This window comes from Alteromonas sp. MMG017 (assembly GCF_018100795.1).
Taxonomy (GTDB): domain Bacteria; phylum Pseudomonadota; class Gammaproteobacteria; order Enterobacterales; family Alteromonadaceae; genus Alteromonas.
This window is the reverse complement of the sequence record NZ_JAGJDY010000004.1, coordinates 176,536-191,650: the sequence shown is the minus strand read 5'-3', so window position 1 is coordinate 191,650 and position 15,115 is coordinate 176,536. Positions and strand designations below refer to the sequence as shown.

At 43.6% G+C, this 15,115-nt stretch carries 16 protein-coding genes; 11 read left to right on the top strand and 5 right to left on the bottom strand.

Annotation, left to right across the window (positions count from 1 at the left end):
- Positions 1–252: 252 nt before the first annotated feature.
- Positions 253–1,260: a 5'-methylthioadenosine/S-adenosylhomocysteine nucleosidase gene (locus J8L84_RS07680; RefSeq protein WP_211070169.1), complete on the top strand. Its 1,008-nt coding sequence runs from the start codon at positions 253–255 to the stop codon at positions 1,258–1,260.
- Between the two features lie 136 nt (positions 1,261–1,396).
- On the opposite strand, the gene J8L84_RS07675 is transcribed toward J8L84_RS07680, so the two are convergent.
- Positions 1,397–1,840 carry a DUF2721 domain-containing protein gene (locus tag J8L84_RS07675; RefSeq protein ID WP_013786482.1) on the bottom strand — a complete coding sequence of 148 codons (444 nt, stop codon included), beginning with the start codon at positions 1,838–1,840 and terminating at the stop codon, positions 1,397–1,399.
- Between the two features lie 275 nt (positions 1,841–2,115).
- Here J8L84_RS07675 and J8L84_RS07670 point away from each other — a divergent pair, with 275 nt between their 5' ends.
- Together J8L84_RS07670 and J8L84_RS07665 are read left to right on the top strand one after the other, a co-directional pair.
- Complete coding sequence (locus J8L84_RS07670) at positions 2,116–4,221, top strand: TonB-dependent receptor (protein WP_211070168.1); 2,106 nt, start codon at positions 2,116–2,118, stop codon at positions 4,219–4,221.
- Positions 4,222–4,466: 245 nt separating this feature from the next.
- The gene (locus tag J8L84_RS07665) at positions 4,467–5,759 is read left to right on the top strand and encodes an NAD(P)/FAD-dependent oxidoreductase (RefSeq protein ID WP_211070167.1); all 1,293 of its coding nucleotides are present in this window, start codon (positions 4,467–4,469) and stop codon (positions 5,757–5,759) included.
- Between the two features lie 95 nt (positions 5,760–5,854).
- On the opposite strand, the gene J8L84_RS07660 is transcribed toward J8L84_RS07665, so the two are convergent.
- Positions 5,855–6,433 carry a YceI family protein gene (locus J8L84_RS07660; protein WP_211070166.1) on the bottom strand — a complete coding sequence of 193 codons (579 nt, stop codon included), beginning with the start codon at positions 6,431–6,433 and terminating at the stop codon, positions 5,855–5,857.
- 22 nt (positions 6,434–6,455) lie between these two features.
- Positions 6,456–6,983, bottom strand: coding sequence for a cytochrome b (locus tag J8L84_RS07655; RefSeq protein ID WP_211070165.1), 528 nt, complete (start codon positions 6,981–6,983; stop codon positions 6,456–6,458).
- 263 nt (positions 6,984–7,246) lie between these two features.
- Between J8L84_RS07655 and J8L84_RS07650 the strand changes: the two genes are divergently transcribed.
- The 4 genes from J8L84_RS07650 to J8L84_RS07635 all read left to right on the top strand — a co-directional run bounded on the left by J8L84_RS07650 (position 7,247) and on the right by J8L84_RS07635 (position 9,305).
- Positions 7,247–7,540 (top strand): hypothetical protein, encoded by a 294-nt coding sequence (locus J8L84_RS07650; protein ID WP_211070164.1) that lies wholly within the window; start codon positions 7,247–7,249, stop codon positions 7,538–7,540.
- 52 nt (positions 7,541–7,592) lie between these two features.
- The gene (locus J8L84_RS07645) at positions 7,593–8,156 is read left to right on the top strand and encodes a CBS domain-containing protein (protein WP_211070163.1); all 564 of its coding nucleotides are present in this window, start codon (positions 7,593–7,595) and stop codon (positions 8,154–8,156) included.
- 187 nt (positions 8,157–8,343) lie between these two features.
- Complete coding sequence (locus tag J8L84_RS07640; protein ID WP_211070162.1) at positions 8,344–8,793, top strand: hypothetical protein; 450 nt, start codon at positions 8,344–8,346, stop codon at positions 8,791–8,793.
- 86 nt (positions 8,794–8,879) lie between these two features.
- On the top strand, positions 8,880–9,305 hold the full coding sequence (locus J8L84_RS07635; protein ID WP_211070161.1) for a hypothetical protein: 426 nt from the start codon (positions 8,880–8,882) through the stop codon (positions 9,303–9,305).
- Between the two features lie 41 nt (positions 9,306–9,346).
- On the opposite strand, the gene J8L84_RS07630 is transcribed toward J8L84_RS07635, so the two are convergent.
- On the bottom strand, positions 9,347–10,303 hold the full coding sequence (locus J8L84_RS07630; protein WP_211070160.1) for an alpha/beta hydrolase: 957 nt from the start codon (positions 10,301–10,303) through the stop codon (positions 9,347–9,349).
- A gap of 138 nt (positions 10,304–10,441) precedes the next feature.
- Here J8L84_RS07630 and arfB point away from each other — a divergent pair, with 138 nt between their 5' ends.
- The 4 genes from arfB to J8L84_RS07610 all read left to right on the top strand — a co-directional run bounded on the left by arfB (position 10,442) and on the right by J8L84_RS07610 (position 13,684).
- Positions 10,442–10,855 carry an alternative ribosome rescue aminoacyl-tRNA hydrolase ArfB gene (gene arfB / locus J8L84_RS07625; protein WP_126874021.1) on the top strand — a complete coding sequence of 138 codons (414 nt, stop codon included), beginning with the start codon at positions 10,442–10,444 and terminating at the stop codon, positions 10,853–10,855.
- Between the two features lie 150 nt (positions 10,856–11,005).
- Positions 11,006–11,683: a hypothetical protein gene (locus J8L84_RS07620; protein ID WP_057795439.1), complete on the top strand. Its 678-nt coding sequence runs from the start codon at positions 11,006–11,008 to the stop codon at positions 11,681–11,683.
- Positions 11,684–11,857: 174 nt separating this feature from the next.
- A complete protein-coding gene (locus tag J8L84_RS07615) occupies positions 11,858–12,517 on the top strand; it encodes a hypothetical protein (protein ID WP_211070159.1) in 660 nt (219 codons plus the stop codon).
- A gap of 162 nt (positions 12,518–12,679) precedes the next feature.
- Positions 12,680–13,684, top strand: coding sequence for a hypothetical protein (locus tag J8L84_RS07610; protein ID WP_211070158.1), 1,005 nt, complete (start codon positions 12,680–12,682; stop codon positions 13,682–13,684).
- Positions 13,685–13,713: 29 nt separating this feature from the next.
- On the opposite strand, the gene J8L84_RS07605 is transcribed toward J8L84_RS07610, so the two are convergent.
- Positions 13,714–15,096, bottom strand: coding sequence for a S8 family serine peptidase (locus J8L84_RS07605; RefSeq protein ID WP_211070157.1), 1,383 nt, complete (start codon positions 15,094–15,096; stop codon positions 13,714–13,716).
- Positions 15,097–15,115 lie beyond the last annotated feature (19 nt).

The following is a 15,115-nucleotide window of genomic DNA, read 5'->3' as shown; positions in this document are numbered from 1 at the left end:
CAGCTTATGAAACTGCAACTAAGCGCGTTTTATTCTATTGAAGAGAAAGAATTAGTTGAAAAAGCGAAATAAGATAACCTTCGCTAAATGTCATTTGTTAGGGGGGTGTATCCAGTGTTTTTAATATTTGTAAAATGCCGATATAACACTTTCTTTCATACCGAAAGCTGGTACGTTAATAATTAAACAACGCAGAGCGTACAGGCTTTAGCCTCTGCCCTTCCAATAAAAAACTAAATAAGAATGGTGATTATGAAACTTCGTGTTATCTCGTTTCTGTTGTGCATGTCATGTGCTGTTGTAATAACTGGGTGTGCCAACACTTCATCTATCACTCAGCCTCAATATGGTCCGGCGTCTTTTACTGGCGATAAATTTACCGCTGTGATGGTGGCTTACGCCCCAGAAATGGAAGGTATTTTGGGCAAAATCGATTCTGATCCTAATGCACAAATACACACCACTACCACAATCAAAGGCATTACTTATCGTATTGGGACCTATCACGATGAACCTATTCTTGTTTTCGCTACCGGTATGAGTATTGCCAATGCGGCCATGTCGACACAAATGGCGCTAGATTATTTCCCTGTAAAACAGGTGGTTTATATGGGCATTGCTGGCGCGGTAAATCCCAAGTGGCAACCAGGTGATGTTATCGTGCCAGAGCGTTGGTACTACCATGATGAAAGTGTTTACACCAATGAAGACGCTGAAAACCCAGGTGAGTACGTGCTACCTGAGTACTACGCTAAGTTTATGGAAGAGCAGCCAGCGCGCATAGCAGAAGACCCACATTATCCTAAATATAAGCCGTTTCAGTTTATCCACCCAGACGAAGTGCTTATTGTAAAAGACGGTATGGATAAACCAGAAGATACGCCTTATTTCACCGCATCACCTAGGTTGTTGAATGCGGCAAAAACAGCAATGGCAGAAATGCCGGTTCAACGTATTTTAAATGAACGTGATGCTAAGCTGCATGTTGGCGGAAATGGTGTTACCGGTTCGGTGTTTATGGATAACCGAGAATACAGAAAATGGGTACGGGATGTTTTCACGGCTGAAGTAACCGAAATGGAATCTACGGCGATTGGCCAAGTATGCACAATTAATGATGTAGACTGGGTGATCATTCGTGCTATCAGTGATTTAGCGGGTGGCCAAGAGGGTGTAAATACAGAAAACATGTACGATAAAGAAGTCTCCCGTGTAGGCGCTAACGTACTGTTTGCTGTGCTTGATGAGTTAGCTGATTAGAAAGTTTTTGATCTAATCAGAAGGCTACACAGGTCGGTAGCTGCGGATGAATGACATCGCCCAACCGACAAAATGCGAGGCAAACCTATTAAGTTATAGTGTTTGCCTCGCTTTTTTGTTTTCACACATTAGTGTTTTAGCGAATAGTACGCACCATATTGATGGTGGTGGTAGCTAGTTTCACTTCCACTAAAAAGACAACAAGGGCACAAATTAGAAACATCATTGCCAATATAAAAAGTGAAATGACGGGTGTTTTTAAATCGACAAACCACAGAGAACCAGCAAATAAAGCCACAATAACGGTACACACCATTAGCCCCGAGGCCACACACAAACCAATGGCCCAGTTGATGACTTTCACCCTGCGCCACAGTACTTTTATTTCTCGTTTGGAACGGTCAACAATATGAGGGTCTGAGAGGGTATGAATTTGCCTTTCTGCTACCCTTACTCTGTCTGATATTCTGCCAAGCCGAGACGACATAACATTCAAAAAACCTGCTATACCCGTAAGTAAAAAAACAGGGGCTACCGCAAATTCAATAAGTTGAGATAGGCTAGGTATTAAGGTGTCCAAAAATTCCTCCGGTATTGCTGCTGTGCTATCGACTTTACGAAGCTTATACGTATGTTAGTTCAATCCCGAGCACAAGTACTGAGCGGTGAGTAAAATCCTGCAGTCAGTTTCCGCCATCAAAACCGTCACGCTCTAGTGCGGTAAGTCATTATTTTTACTATTCATCACGCAATAGTTAACGATACAATTGATGGTGTAACTAACATCAATATTGTGGTCGAACGACACATATTATACGTATGTTAATCTCGCCAAATCTATAGAAAGGACAAGCAATGAGCTCCACATTCAGGTTATTTTTACATAGCCTAAGCACCGTGACTGTCGTGTCGTTTTCTTCTCATGCTGCCGCGCAAATCCCAGAAGGCGCAAACACTGCCAAAAGCATAGAATCAATAGAACGTGTGGTGACAACAGGAAGCAGAATTGCTAATTCCACCTCAAATTCAGGGTATGTGGTATCTAGTGTTTCAAGCGATAACATAAGCTTTGTATCACCAAGCCATATACAAGAAGTGTTGAATTTCATTGCAGGCGCGGGTGTTCAGCGAGGAAATGGCCAGGAATATTTACCTGCACTACGCTCGCCAGTGCTTACAGGGGCTGGGGCTTGCGGTGGTATACTGGCTGCTGAAGATAACATTCCTTTACGCGCAGCCGGTTTTTGTAATATTAACGAGCTGTTCGAAGCCCATGGTGAAATGGCTGAACGCATCGAGGTCTTAAAAGGCCCTGCTTCCCCCCTTTATGGCTCCAACGCTATTCACGGCGTGATAAATGTTATTACCCCCGATGTTACCCAAGACACTGCTTTATACGGAATTGATTATGGTTCTTACGGCTATAGCAGACTGAAGCTAAGGCAAGGTAAAGACTTTGGTGATTCGGGTGTAGGTATAAACGCGAGTATTACCCGCGACGGCGGGTATCGAGACGAAGAAAGCGTGGATCAAGAAAAGGTTAACCTTCGCCACCGCTACGAAGTTGATAACCTAAAGGTAACCAGTGGGTTGACGTACACCCACTTAGATCAAAAAACCGCTGGTTACATTACTGGGTTTGAAAGCTATAAAGATGAAGATATCGCCCAAGGTAACGACAACCCTGAAGCCTTTCGAAAAGCGAAAAGTTTGCGAGTGTGGAGCAAAGTAGATGTAGCATTAAGCGGCGCGAACGCACTGTCTATTACGCCTTATTATCGCGACCAAAGCATGGAATTTCGCATGCATTTTTTACCCGGTACACCGCTTGAAGAAAACGAGCAAGAAGGCTTTGGTGTACTTTCCCAATATCATCATGTGGTGAACAATACGCTAAGCATTGACGCAGGATTAGACGCCGAATATACCCAAGGCAGCTTGGTACAATCCCAAGATAGCGAAACTGTGGGCTCTGCTTTTCTAGTGGAAACCGTGCCTGTAGGGCTTCATTACGACCATCAAGTAGACGCCACCCTGTATGCACCATTTATTGCGCTAAATTGGCAACAAGCAGCGTGGGCGGTTTCATTGGGTGGGCGGTATGAGTATATGGATTACGATTACACCAACAACATGATATCGGGTCGTACTCGTGATGATGGCACTGAATGTGGCTTTGGTGGCTGTCGATACGCAAGGCCTGAAAGTGGTACTAACGACTACAGTAATTTTAGCCCTAAACTCTCGGTTAGTTTTCAAAGTAGCGATGCAACACTATGGTATGCGGGGTTATCTCGAGGCTACCGTGCCCCTCAGGCGACTGAGCTTTACAGGCTTCAGCGCAGTCAACAAATTGCCGACTTAGACTCTGTGACTGCCACTAACATAGAAATGGGTGTAAAAGGGCAGCATAAAGCCTTTAGCTATGTTGTGTCTGCTTATAGCTTAACCAAAGACAATGTGATTTATCGTGATAGTGATTTTTTCAATGTAAGCAATGGAGAAACATGGCATAGGGGCGTTGAGCTAACCCTAAACTATCAAATTAGCCAAGGGTTTGATGTCGCGTTTGCAGGCAGCTATGCCAAACATACGTATGAGCACAGTGAGCTTTTGGGCGAAGTCGATATTAAGGGCAACGATATTGATACTGCGCCAAATCTTACTTTCAATGCTCGCGTAGGGTACAGCTTTACGCAAAACACCCGGGCTGAAATTGAATGGCAGCATGTTGATGAATACTATACCGATGCTGAAAACCTGAACGAGTACGAAGGTCATGATTTATTGAATCTACGCGCCTCTTGGGCAATGTCGCCAAAAGTCTCAGTGTACGCAAGAGTGAATAACTTGCTCGATACCGCCTATGCTGAGCGGGCGGATTACACAACCTTTACCGCAGATAGGTACTTTCCAGGGCGGCCAAGAAACGTAATGTTTAGCGTTGATTATCAGTATTAGTTAAAAGCATTATCTACTTCGGTACAAAAAGCGGTAGCGTGTATTTCACGGTTACCGTTTTTTTTGCCTTTTTTATCGTACGCCCTGCTAGAACCAACCTGTCAGGCTTGCGAGAAAATGCGTTCAGGCGTACTGTTAACCCCATATATGCAGCGAATACCTTTAGTCGTGCCAGGTATATCATTTCAATAATCGTAGATTATGAAAGATGAGATACGTGGAATGATTAAATTATAGGTAAACCCATGCAAAAAATAGTTGTTGTCGGTGGTGGCGCTGGAGGTCTTGAACTTGTAAGCCGCTTAAGCCGCACCCTCGGGAGAAAGAACGAAGCAGAAATAACCCTAGTTGATAGAAGTCGCACCCACATTTGGAAGCCCTTGCTTCACGAAGTGGCTGCAGGCGTTATAGATAAGCACTCAGATGGCGTTGATTACGCTATTCATGCTGCCGCTCATCACTACCGCTTTCAGTTAGGGAGTATGTGTGCCATTGATGCAGAGGCCAAAACTATCACTCTCGCGCCATTATTCGATGATGAGGGCGTGGCGATATTACCCGAACGTAAAATACCTTACGACCAGTTGATACTGGCGATTGGCAGTGTCAGCAACGACTTTGGTACGCCAGGCGTTGCACAGCATTGCTACTTTCTTGATTCACTGGTGCAAGCCGAGCGATTTCATCGTGGCTTGTTAAATCAGCTTATTCGTATTAATCAGCAGGAAGATGAGAATAGCTTTATTAAAGTGGCTATTGTGGGCGCGGGTGCAACGGGCACTGAATTAGCCGCTCAGCTTCATCATGTCGCTAACTTATCGAAAACCTACGGCATGCCAGGCATGTCAGCGTCTCGTTTAAAAATCACCATTGTAGAAGCCGGTGAGCGAATACTGCCCGCATTGCCTGAGCGTATCGCCAATTCAGCCCGTAAGGCGCTGCATAAGCTTGGTGTGGATATTAAAGAGCGCACCATGGTGGCTGAAGCTGATGAAAATGGCCTCATTACCAAAGACGGCAGTCGTGTGGATGCTGATTTGATGGTGTGGGCGGCAGGCGTTAAAGCGCCGGATTTCGTCACCAAAATGGGTATTTTTGAGACTAATCGCGCAAACCAAATTCTTGTTAATGAACACTTGCAAAGTACTGGCGACGGTAACATTTGGGTCATTGGCGATTGCTGTGGTTTCAAGCAAGAAAATGGTAAGTGGGTACCACCAAGAGCGCAGTCTGCGCATCAAATGGCAAACACGGCGGCAGACAATATTATTGCATTGCGTCGGGGTAAAGAATTAAAAGGCTACGTTTATAAAGATTATGGCTCGTTAGTGCATTTAAGTAACTACAGCACAGTAGGAAGCTTAATGGGCTCGCTTTCAAATTCAAGCATGTTTATTGAAGGGCGTTTAGCGAAGATAGTTTATATTTCCTTGTACAACATGCATCAATTTGCAGTGCACGGAAAGCTTAGAGGTGCGCTTAAACTGCTACTCAAGAAGCTGAGTTATGCAATTAGCCCCAAGTTAAAGCTACATTAATTTATAAGGTATGAGTCATGCTTAGGTAAGTCTATTGAGCCTGTTAACGTAAAAAGCCCGCATTAGCGGGCTTTATTGTTTTATAAGCGTTTAGCTTACTGTTTAACACCTTCAACGTGAAGTGAAAGCTCAACAGTTTGTGAGGCTGGGCCTAAGTCGTAGTCGATACCATAGTCTTTTAAGGCAATAGTGGTGGTGCCTGAAAAGCCAGCACGATAGCCACCCCATGGATCGCTACCTTCACCAATCTTTTTAGCTTCTATAGTAACGGGTTTAGTCACACCATGCAGCGTAAGGTTACCCGTAATGTCTAACATGCCGTTGCCTTTGTCAGTCACGTTAGTGCTAACGAATTTGGCTTCTGGGAAATCATCTGCATTCAAAAAGTCGTCGCCTCTTAAATGCTTATCGCGTTCTGAATGGTTTGAGTCTACGCTATCGGTTTCGATAGTCACCGATACAGACGCCGCAGCAGGGTTATTTTCATCGTAGCTAAAGGTGCCTTTAAAGTCGTTAAAGCGTCCTGTTAGCCATGAGTAACCTAAATGCTGAATTTTGAAATTAACAGATGCATGAGCACCTTTTGAGTCAATAATATAATCAGCGGCGTGAGCTGAACTTAGCGCTGAATTTAGTGCTATGGCCGTCACGATTGCAAGTGTTAACTTCTTCATAAAATCTCCTTAATATCAGTATTTAGCGAAGCCTTAACATCTGCTTCAGTGTGTCGTCTTTATCAATGAAATGGTGTTTCAGTGCCGCCAACCCGTGTAAAGAAGCCAGCACGATTAATGTCCAAGCTAGGTAAAAGTGAACCTCGCCGGCCAGGTCTTCTTGGTTTTCAATAAATGCGCCAAGCCCTGGCACTGCAAACCAATCGAATACTTCTATGGCTCTGCCATCGGCGGTTGAAATAAGGTAGCCCGAGGTAAAAAGCGCTAAAAGGACAATATAAATAGCACTGTGTCCTAAGTTACTCGCTAATTTCTCAAACTTGCTACCAAAAGTCGGTGGTCTCTGGGTAGATGCGCGCGAAATCAGCCTAACTAACGTTATTGCGAACAACAGAAGCCCTACACTTTTATGCCAGTGGGGTGCGGTTTTGTACCAATCGCTATAGTAGGTCAAATCTACCATCCATAGCCCAGAGGCAAACATACCTATTACTACCAGTAAGGTGAGCCAGTGGATTAAGATCAGCCAAAGAGGCCAGCGTTTTTTCATAAGTGAACTAAGCAATAGAACCAAATTTTAAAACGAGTCTACTGGAACAATTAAAAAGTGAATATTTCAAAGCTTATTACAGTGCATTCTATTTATTAGAATGAATACACAAGTTGAAACGGTACTTAAATTTAGTAATTAGAAAATAAGCGATAAATCGTCTAAAAATTGAGGCGGGTTTAAGTGATAGTGAATAAAAAAGCCATATAGTATTAAGTAAGGGTGAGTTAACCCGTTTTTTAAATGTCGCTGGAGTTCTTCTTTTGAATCTTTTGCTGTTGCTACTCACAATGTCATTCCTAGTACCTGAAAATGGTGCTGGTAATGTATTGAGCAAAGAGATATCACAAGTATCGAATGACATTAGCATTCAGTATTTAGCCTCATCAAATCTAGAGCAAGCCAGTGATAAAGACGAGCTTGATGATGGCGCCTACTTTTTAAGCGCTTTCTTCGCGAGTAGCATTGTTCCCAATACTCGCTTTTGTACTTACACCCTGCTTAGCGATGCAGACTATGCAGCACATCCCATTCGCGCACCACCCCACCTTAGTTAAACAAAATATTCATTTATCTATTTAATTTGTTAACTAATTTAAGGGGAAGGTAATGCATACCTTACAACTTCATAAAACCGATGCCGCCGATCGTCTAGCTTGGCCTGTTGTTGAAAATAAAGTGTCTGTCACATCATCAGCGATGGCGGTATTTACAGACTTCAAACAATACATGCCATTGGTGATTGACGAAAATGCACCTGCGACACGAGTCGAAAAAATCATGCGCCAATCTCATGTTCGTATGATGCTGGTAGTAGATGCCACGAATGCATTCACCGGCATTATTACGTCACAAGACGTGAGCGAACAGCATATTGTACAAAGAATTGCTGAATTAAAAGTGCCTAGAGATGGGGTAGTGGTTCGTGATTTCATGCAGGCGAAAACGTCATTAATGTCATTTGATTTCACAGAATTGACAAAATCGTCAGTAGGCGATGTGGTAGAAACCCTGAAAGATTATGGGCAGCATCATTGCTTAGTACTCGATAGAGACTCTCACGAGGTGCGCGGTGTTATTAGCGTGAGTGATATTGCTCGTGAATTAAGAGCTCCTCTTGATGTACAAGATAAGCCTACGTTTTCACAGTTGATTCGGGTGTTAGCTGCATAGCTTACTCCCGTTTACCCCTGCCAATGCCACGGTAGAGGGGTGTTAACTTTGCCGGTATCACGCTTGAAATAGCTCTAAGTTAACCATCGCGTCCTTAACCGCATTAAGGCCGCGATGGCTTACTACATTTCGAATTTTGAAATCATTGTCTATAGTTTGATTGTGGAGTATTGAAGATCAAAGAATTATGAAACCAGTACATGGCTCATTTGTAGTTACTCGGTGCGGTAACGTTATGCTTACCCAAGCCTACGGCCCCTGGAATTGTGAGTGTGTTCATGGCTTAGTACTTGATTATCGAGAAAAGTCTATCGATATGCATGGCAGTCACTGGGGTGATATTGTGGTTCTTGAAGGGGAGTCCCTGCTTATTCCCGATGCTGAGAGCCTTCTGGCTGAACGTATATCCGCAGTTCGTCATCTTGGGTTGAGTCATTTAGCGTTAGTACTTGAATCGTCATTAGTAAAATCGACTACCAGAAATCAACTTGAAGCGGTATACCGTAAAACCGGTGTAGACTTTTCGTTCTTTGATACCTACGAAGAAGCAAGGGCGTGGTTAACTCAACTGGATTACACGCTTAATGAAGATGCTGAGCGCGCGCACTTCGTGAAAACCAAACAACACTGTCAGTAGTTGTAAGCGACTCGGCAAGTTGGAATGATTTTCGCAATATTCTCGATAAGTAAGATGTTTTAAACGACTTAAATCGAGGCCAAACTATGATCCATAGCACCTATCCACCCAGTGTTGTTATAAAAGCTTTCACTTGGGCTTACCAAGAAGTTGGCTTGAATCAAGCAGAGGCTGCTGATTTACTTGGCGTTTCTGAAACATCACTATCGCAAACCACCCTACTTGGGTTCGAGCACGGCACAACAGAGTATCGTAGACAGCTCTCTTTCATCCGTATGTATCATTTACTCATTGCGTTGTCAGAAGGGGACAGTGAGGCCATGCAAACATGGTTTCAGCAATACCAAAGTGAAATAAAAACCTCGCCTAAAAGCTTATGTTTTACATCAGACGGTATTGAAAAGGTTACTGATTACTTACGAGAGCTAAAGCAAACTGTTGAACTTAGACCAAGTCTGTCGCATTTACGAAGTGCTAAAGCAAATTCTGCTGCCAGAGTGGTTACGCATTAAGGAATGACGCGGTGCATAAATAGACGAAACGCTTAACATTGTTAAGCGAGCCCTAGCTGAGCGTCTATTTTATTCACTTTGTTTATGAAGTTAAAACAAGCTTCAGGCTGCGTATTAATAATCATATGGCCAGCGTTAGGAATAATTTCAGCCATGCTACTAGGAAGCGACGTAGCAATATAAGACATATGCGCATCGGGCGATAAGATGGCGTCTTGTTCACCATACAAAATACCCACCGGGCACGAAATAGCCTTGTAGTGTTCGAACTGTTTATACAAACTTTCTGTTGAAGCTACCATGTCACAGCTAGCTTGATAAAAACTCTCTGAATGTAGCGCAAGTGCGCCACCGCTCTCACTTCCAAAATTTGAGGGTACACGTTCTGGGAAAAAGACTTGAGCAACCTGTTTCTTACCAAAAACTATACGCACCGGCGCGGCCAAGGTTTTACTGATTAAACTGCGCAACTTTTGATAAGGAATGTACAGTACAGACAAGGGACCAGGCCCTTTTGTTAAGGGAACCGTTAACGGGCAAAGCAGTGAGACAGACTTAATTTTTTCTGGTGCATCCAGTGCCATGCGTAAAGCAATAGCGCCCCCCATAGAGTGCCCAGCAACAAAGGCTTCGCCTAAACTTAACTGTGACATCCAGGCTAAAATGGTGGCGCTTTGAACGCTAAAATCTGCCGATGTGTTACGATGACGTGTAGAAAAGCCGCTTCCAGGGCGGTCAATACTGTACACGGTATAGTGCTTGGCTAACTGATTCGCTAAGGCAGTAAAATTAAGCGCATTACCTGCAAGTCCATGAATAAGAATAAGGGCGGGGCCTTGCCCTTGTTTGGTGTAGTGAATTTTTTCTTGCTGTACGTCTGAAAATTGGCCTGGTGGACGGAAGTTTTTTTCGATTTTCTTGTCGATATGCTGAGTGAAAAACCACGACGCCACAAACAGGCACAAGATAAGTGCGACAACAATATAAATGAACACCACAATATGTTTCCTTTATTAGCGTAATTAGTAAACTAATAAGAAATGAATAAACAGTCAATGTAAGCCTTTTTCTATGGCGCTAAGTACAACCTATAAACTGTCAAATAACTCACAAGTGAAGAATATAACCGTTAAGCTATGATTACGATTACCCCTACTATCACGCTAGAAGATAGCGACATTGAAATGCAAGCCATCAGAGCACAAGGTGCTGGCGGGCAGAATGTAAATAAAGTGAGCAGTGCTATTCATCTGCGCCTTGATATACCTGCCTCATCTTTGCCTCAAGAGGTAAAAGATACGCTGCTCAATACAAAAGACAGCCGCATCTCTAACGATGGTGTGTTTGTTCTAAAAGCGCAAAATTCTCGAACTCAAGAACAGAATAGGGAAGATGCTATTGTGCGTTTAAAAGCATGGATAGTCAGTGCCACTAAAAAACAAAAACCAAGGAAGGCAACCCGCATGAGTCGTGCAGTAAAAGCGAGGCGTGGCGAGGCCAAAAAGCAACAAAGTGTGAGAAAATCTATGCGGAAAAAAGTGGATATTTAACCTACTTTAGCCTAAAGTATAGCTCTTCAGCGACGTCGTCTCGTAAAATGAATGGAACATTCTACGTATTAATGAGTTAAATACGAAAAATATACGATTAAAGAATACGTTTTACGCTCAAGCTGTGATGGATATTAGGGAATTTCTTCAATGACACGGTCTGACATTATACCTATGGTACTTTTCGCTGCCATCGTTGTCTCGCTTGGGATAAATACGCCACAAGCGGCTAACGAAATAATAGCGAAACTCTTCGGTAAATCTATTTCAAATAGCGAACTACAACCTAGTCAAAGTGATGTAGATCGTTTCCAATCTATTCTTAGTGACAAATCTGAAGTTGAGATCCGCAAACTTTTAGCTCAGCGTGCGTTAGGCACTAAAATTAGTGAATCTGTTATTGCTGACTTTGCCGACGAAAACAACATTGAGCCTTCAGAAAGCGAAGTAGAATCTGCTTACGCGGTTATTAAAACTTGGACAGTCGATTTAAGCCACAATGCTGAATATTCAGATGAAGAAGTTGAGCGTTATCGTTTAGCCATGGCAGAAGGCATGGCCAAAAGTTGGAAAGTGTCTAAGTCACTGTATGAAACCTTTGGTGGGGACGTTGTTTTCCAGCAAAGTAACCCGCTTACCCCCGTTGGTGCCTATAAGGATTTGTTCGAGCAATATCGCTCACAAGGCGAGTTCGTCATTTACGATCCTGTATTTAAAGCGGCTTTTTGGGAGTCGGTAAGAATGCGTTACTCTAATGTACTCCCCCAAGAAAATATTGATTATTCATCGCCTTGGTGGGAAGCTGGATTAAATGCTTCTGGTGACTGAAGCTCTCATATACCCTTGTTTTAAATAACAATTTAAATATAGTGAATTGAAAAAAACACCCCGCTTTAAGCGGGGTGTTTTTGTTTGTGGAATATTTTTTATCGTTTGTTTGGAATAAAAGAGGAGGTTCATTCGTTATTTAAGTGTCTTTGATGAAAAACAGGAAATAAACGAATGAACAAACTACATACTGCTTTAATTGTTGCATTAGGCCTTACTTCAAACGTGGCGTTGGCTCAGACTGTAGCTGCATCTGTTTCAGTGTCTAATAGCACTCAAGCTTCAACCAATGTGTCTGGTGAGCAAGCAAGTCTTACCCAGTCAATGTCTTCACAAACTTCCGCTTCGGCAAATGTAGATGCACAGCCTAGTGCGGTTACCGACACTGAGGCAAGCCCTGAAACTGGCAGTGAAACGCAAAACGCAGACCAAGCTGATGCTACTGCCACTACTAACGACACATCAGAAGCATCTGATGAAACAAGCGGTGAAATCCTTACTCAGCTCACCAGTGCGCAAAGTGCTCTTGAAGGTAGTGTTGCGGTAACGCAAAGCATTGCTACAAATGCTTCAGGAGCCTTAGATGTTGCCACTTCTGCCGCCACTGACGTGGTATCAGGGGTTGTCGATAGCAGTGTATCGCAAGCGGCTGATGTCAATGACGTGGTGTCTTCAACATTAACTCAGTCGGTTGAAGCGGTAGCGCAATCACAGGTTGAAGAGAGTGTGGCTAGCCAAGTATCTGGTCAAGTAAGTGGGCAAATCGAAAATACGGTTTCAACCACTGTTGAAAACACAGTAAGCGGAAGTATTGCTGGCATTCTAAACCAGTAAAAGTCACGCAGATTAACGTGTTCGACGCACCGTGAACAGCCGCCACCCTCGTTATTCCTGTCACTATGAAGGTTATAAAAATAGGAGGGTGGCACTATTCCCAGCCCCATCTTTAATTCCATGTGTTAATGCCGTGAGTATTCGATTTAGTAGGAAACCTACATGAGCCTTAAAACCCCCATACCATTGTTAAGCGTATTGAGTGTATCTATTGCCTTAAGCTTGATTGGCAAAATTGCCATGGCGAGTCAGTCAGAAAACAGCACAGAAACTGACGAGCACAAAATGATAATAGTGACTGGAGAAGTCTATGTCGGTGCTCATCACGATTCAAACGTTAACGTTAGCGAACTTGATACCAATACCGACACATCAGACTCAGCAATAAAAGGAAACGCGAAGCTGAAGGTAGCCATAATGCCTACGGATAAATGGCAAATCACTGCGTCTGCACAACATAGTGAAACGCGCTACAGCGAACTGTCGGATTTTGACCTTGCTATTACGACCTTGTCGGGTGAGGCGAGCTATCAATCGTCTTGGGCTAAAATTGGCATTCATCACTACTATGCAAACGCCAACCTTGATGACAATGCCTTTCTTACTTACCAACAAAGCGGTATTTCATTGGCCAACAGTGCGTTTACTCAAGGTTATTGGCGTATTAGTGTGGATACCATTGATAAGTCGTTTGAATCTGTGCCAGAGCGCGATGCCAAGGCGCTATCTAGCCGCATTGATGGTTTCTGGTTTTTTGAGAACCACAGCTTTATCCAAGTGGGCGTGAAATATCAAAATGAAGATGCGTTGGCTCAAGCGTTCGACTATACCAGCCATGGTATTGACGCCAGCTATACCTATCCGGCCAATTTGTGGGGTAAAGCGCTCGACATCAAGCTCGGCTATGAAATGGAGAGTAGGCTTTATGGTAAAGGTAGCCAGAGCAGTGAGCCTACCACTTCCGCAGTACCTTTTAGTGAGATTGAACAACAGGAAGATGGGCGACGAGAGGATAATAGGCATGTCTTTGAAGCGAGCATAGAATATACAGCTATGGAAAACGTAGATTTTATCGTAAGCACGCAATACAAAGACTATGGCTCAACCCTAGTGTCAGCAGACTATCAAGAAACACTAGCTGAAATTGGTGTTAGATTTCACTTCTAATCGCGCATTGGCACTCACTTTTGATTTCATTACTGGAGAATACCTACTCCAAACACCGGGTCCCGTCCCGGTGCTCCAGCATCTACGGCTTGGTCGCGTAATGTGGCCAACGCTTGGGCCTGATTTGAACTCGCACGAAATAGGCAGGCATAACGGGCTGAAACGAAAGGCGTTGCCATCGATGTGCCGGTCTCACGGCTAATCGTACCATCTGGATGTGCGACTTCGACTGAAACACCGCTGGCCGCAAAATCGACATGATTGCCTTGATTGGCCCATCGATAGATAGCGTGGTTACTGTCTACCGCCGTTACCGCAACAGTTGACGGGTATGCTGCCGGAAACAAAGGTGGTGAGGCTGGCCCTTCGTTTCCAACTGCTGCAATAATTTGTATCCCTTGTTCGCTAATTTTTTCTATAACGTTAGCAAGCACTGGATTTTCTGGCCCTGCTAGACTCATATTAATCGCATCAACATGCTGGCCGACTAAATAGTTAAGACCATCAATTAATGATAATAAGGTCGCGCCCTGACTAATACTGTTCCGCGTATAAAATACGCTAGCGTTATAAAGATGACTACCTGTAAGCATGTTATCTGCTAATAAGCTGGCCACTGATGTACCGTGTACTTGGGTAGTTGGTAACGCTTGTGGAAGAAAAGACTGCTGTTCAATAACAAGGTGTTTTAGTGCCTGGTGGTTGTGCGCAATATTGGTATCTATCATTCCAATTCGAACCGGTACTTGGCAAACTTTTGGCTTATCAGTAGTTTCAATACTAGCTTGCTTGTCTTGGCTGTTTTTCTGGTTTTCAGGATTTTCAGGGATTTGGTAAGTTTCTGGGCTCTGTAGGTTGTCCATGCTTTGCGCTAAATAAATGTGATTTCGGCCTACTTGTGCTTTTAGTGATGTCGGTAAGTTGTTTCTTATTTGAGACAGTTCATCAAGGCTAGTACTAACCTTCAAACGGTAAATCCATTGGTCTATAGCGGTTAAATAGTGTGACGATTCAATCGTGATGTCGGGGTGTGTAAAGTGAGCTTTGTCAGCCTCGCTACCTACCACCAACCACTCTCTTTTTACCGTTAAAAACCCATCAGGGGTTTTTACTTCCTTTAGTACAAGATTGCCTGCAGGCGAAGTAAGGCTAAGGGGCGATGGAACAGTAAATTGCGGGGCAGGTATGTTGTTTAAGGTTTCAAAAGTACTTCCCACACCTTGCTCTACCTGATTTTCAAGCACATCTCGCACGGTGCCAACATCAACGGGTACTCTGTCAATAATAGGCGTTACGGGTTCGATTATTTGACGGCCAATAGTTAACTGGGCACTGACATCAGAGCTTAACACGCTGCCCATTGAAAATATTATGCCGCCTACTACGAGCTGACAAAGCGATCTGCACTTCATAATTTACCTCACTTGCGTT

Coding starts and splice junctions, on each gene's coding strand:
- J8L84_RS07660 (WP_211070166.1), bottom strand. CDS start 6,433: ATGAAGAAGTTAACACTTGCAATCGTGACGGCCATAGCACTAAATTCA.
- J8L84_RS07680 (WP_211070169.1), top strand. CDS start 253: ATGAAACTTCGTGTTATCTCGTTTCTGTTGTGCATGTCATGTGCTGTT.
- J8L84_RS07615 (WP_211070159.1), top strand. CDS start 11,858: ATGAACAAACTACATACTGCTTTAATTGTTGCATTAGGCCTTACTTCA.
- J8L84_RS07670 (WP_211070168.1), top strand. CDS start 2,116: ATGAGCTCCACATTCAGGTTATTTTTACATAGCCTAAGCACCGTGACT.
- arfB (WP_126874021.1), top strand. CDS start 10,442: ATGATTACGATTACCCCTACTATCACGCTAGAAGATAGCGACATTGAA.
- J8L84_RS07640 (WP_211070162.1), top strand. CDS start 8,344: ATGAAACCAGTACATGGCTCATTTGTAGTTACTCGGTGCGGTAACGTT.
- J8L84_RS07665 (WP_211070167.1), top strand. CDS start 4,467: ATGCAAAAAATAGTTGTTGTCGGTGGTGGCGCTGGAGGTCTTGAACTT.
- J8L84_RS07635 (WP_211070161.1), top strand. CDS start 8,880: ATGATCCATAGCACCTATCCACCCAGTGTTGTTATAAAAGCTTTCACT.
- J8L84_RS07655 (WP_211070165.1), bottom strand. CDS start 6,983: ATGAAAAAACGCTGGCCTCTTTGGCTGATCTTAATCCACTGGCTCACC.
- J8L84_RS07620 (WP_057795439.1), top strand. CDS start 11,006: ATGACACGGTCTGACATTATACCTATGGTACTTTTCGCTGCCATCGTT.
- J8L84_RS07645 (WP_211070163.1), top strand. CDS start 7,593: ATGCATACCTTACAACTTCATAAAACCGATGCCGCCGATCGTCTAGCT.
- J8L84_RS07610 (WP_211070158.1), top strand. CDS start 12,680: ATGAGCCTTAAAACCCCCATACCATTGTTAAGCGTATTGAGTGTATCT.
- J8L84_RS07605 (WP_211070157.1), bottom strand. CDS start 15,096: ATGAAGTGCAGATCGCTTTGTCAGCTCGTAGTAGGCGGCATAATATTT.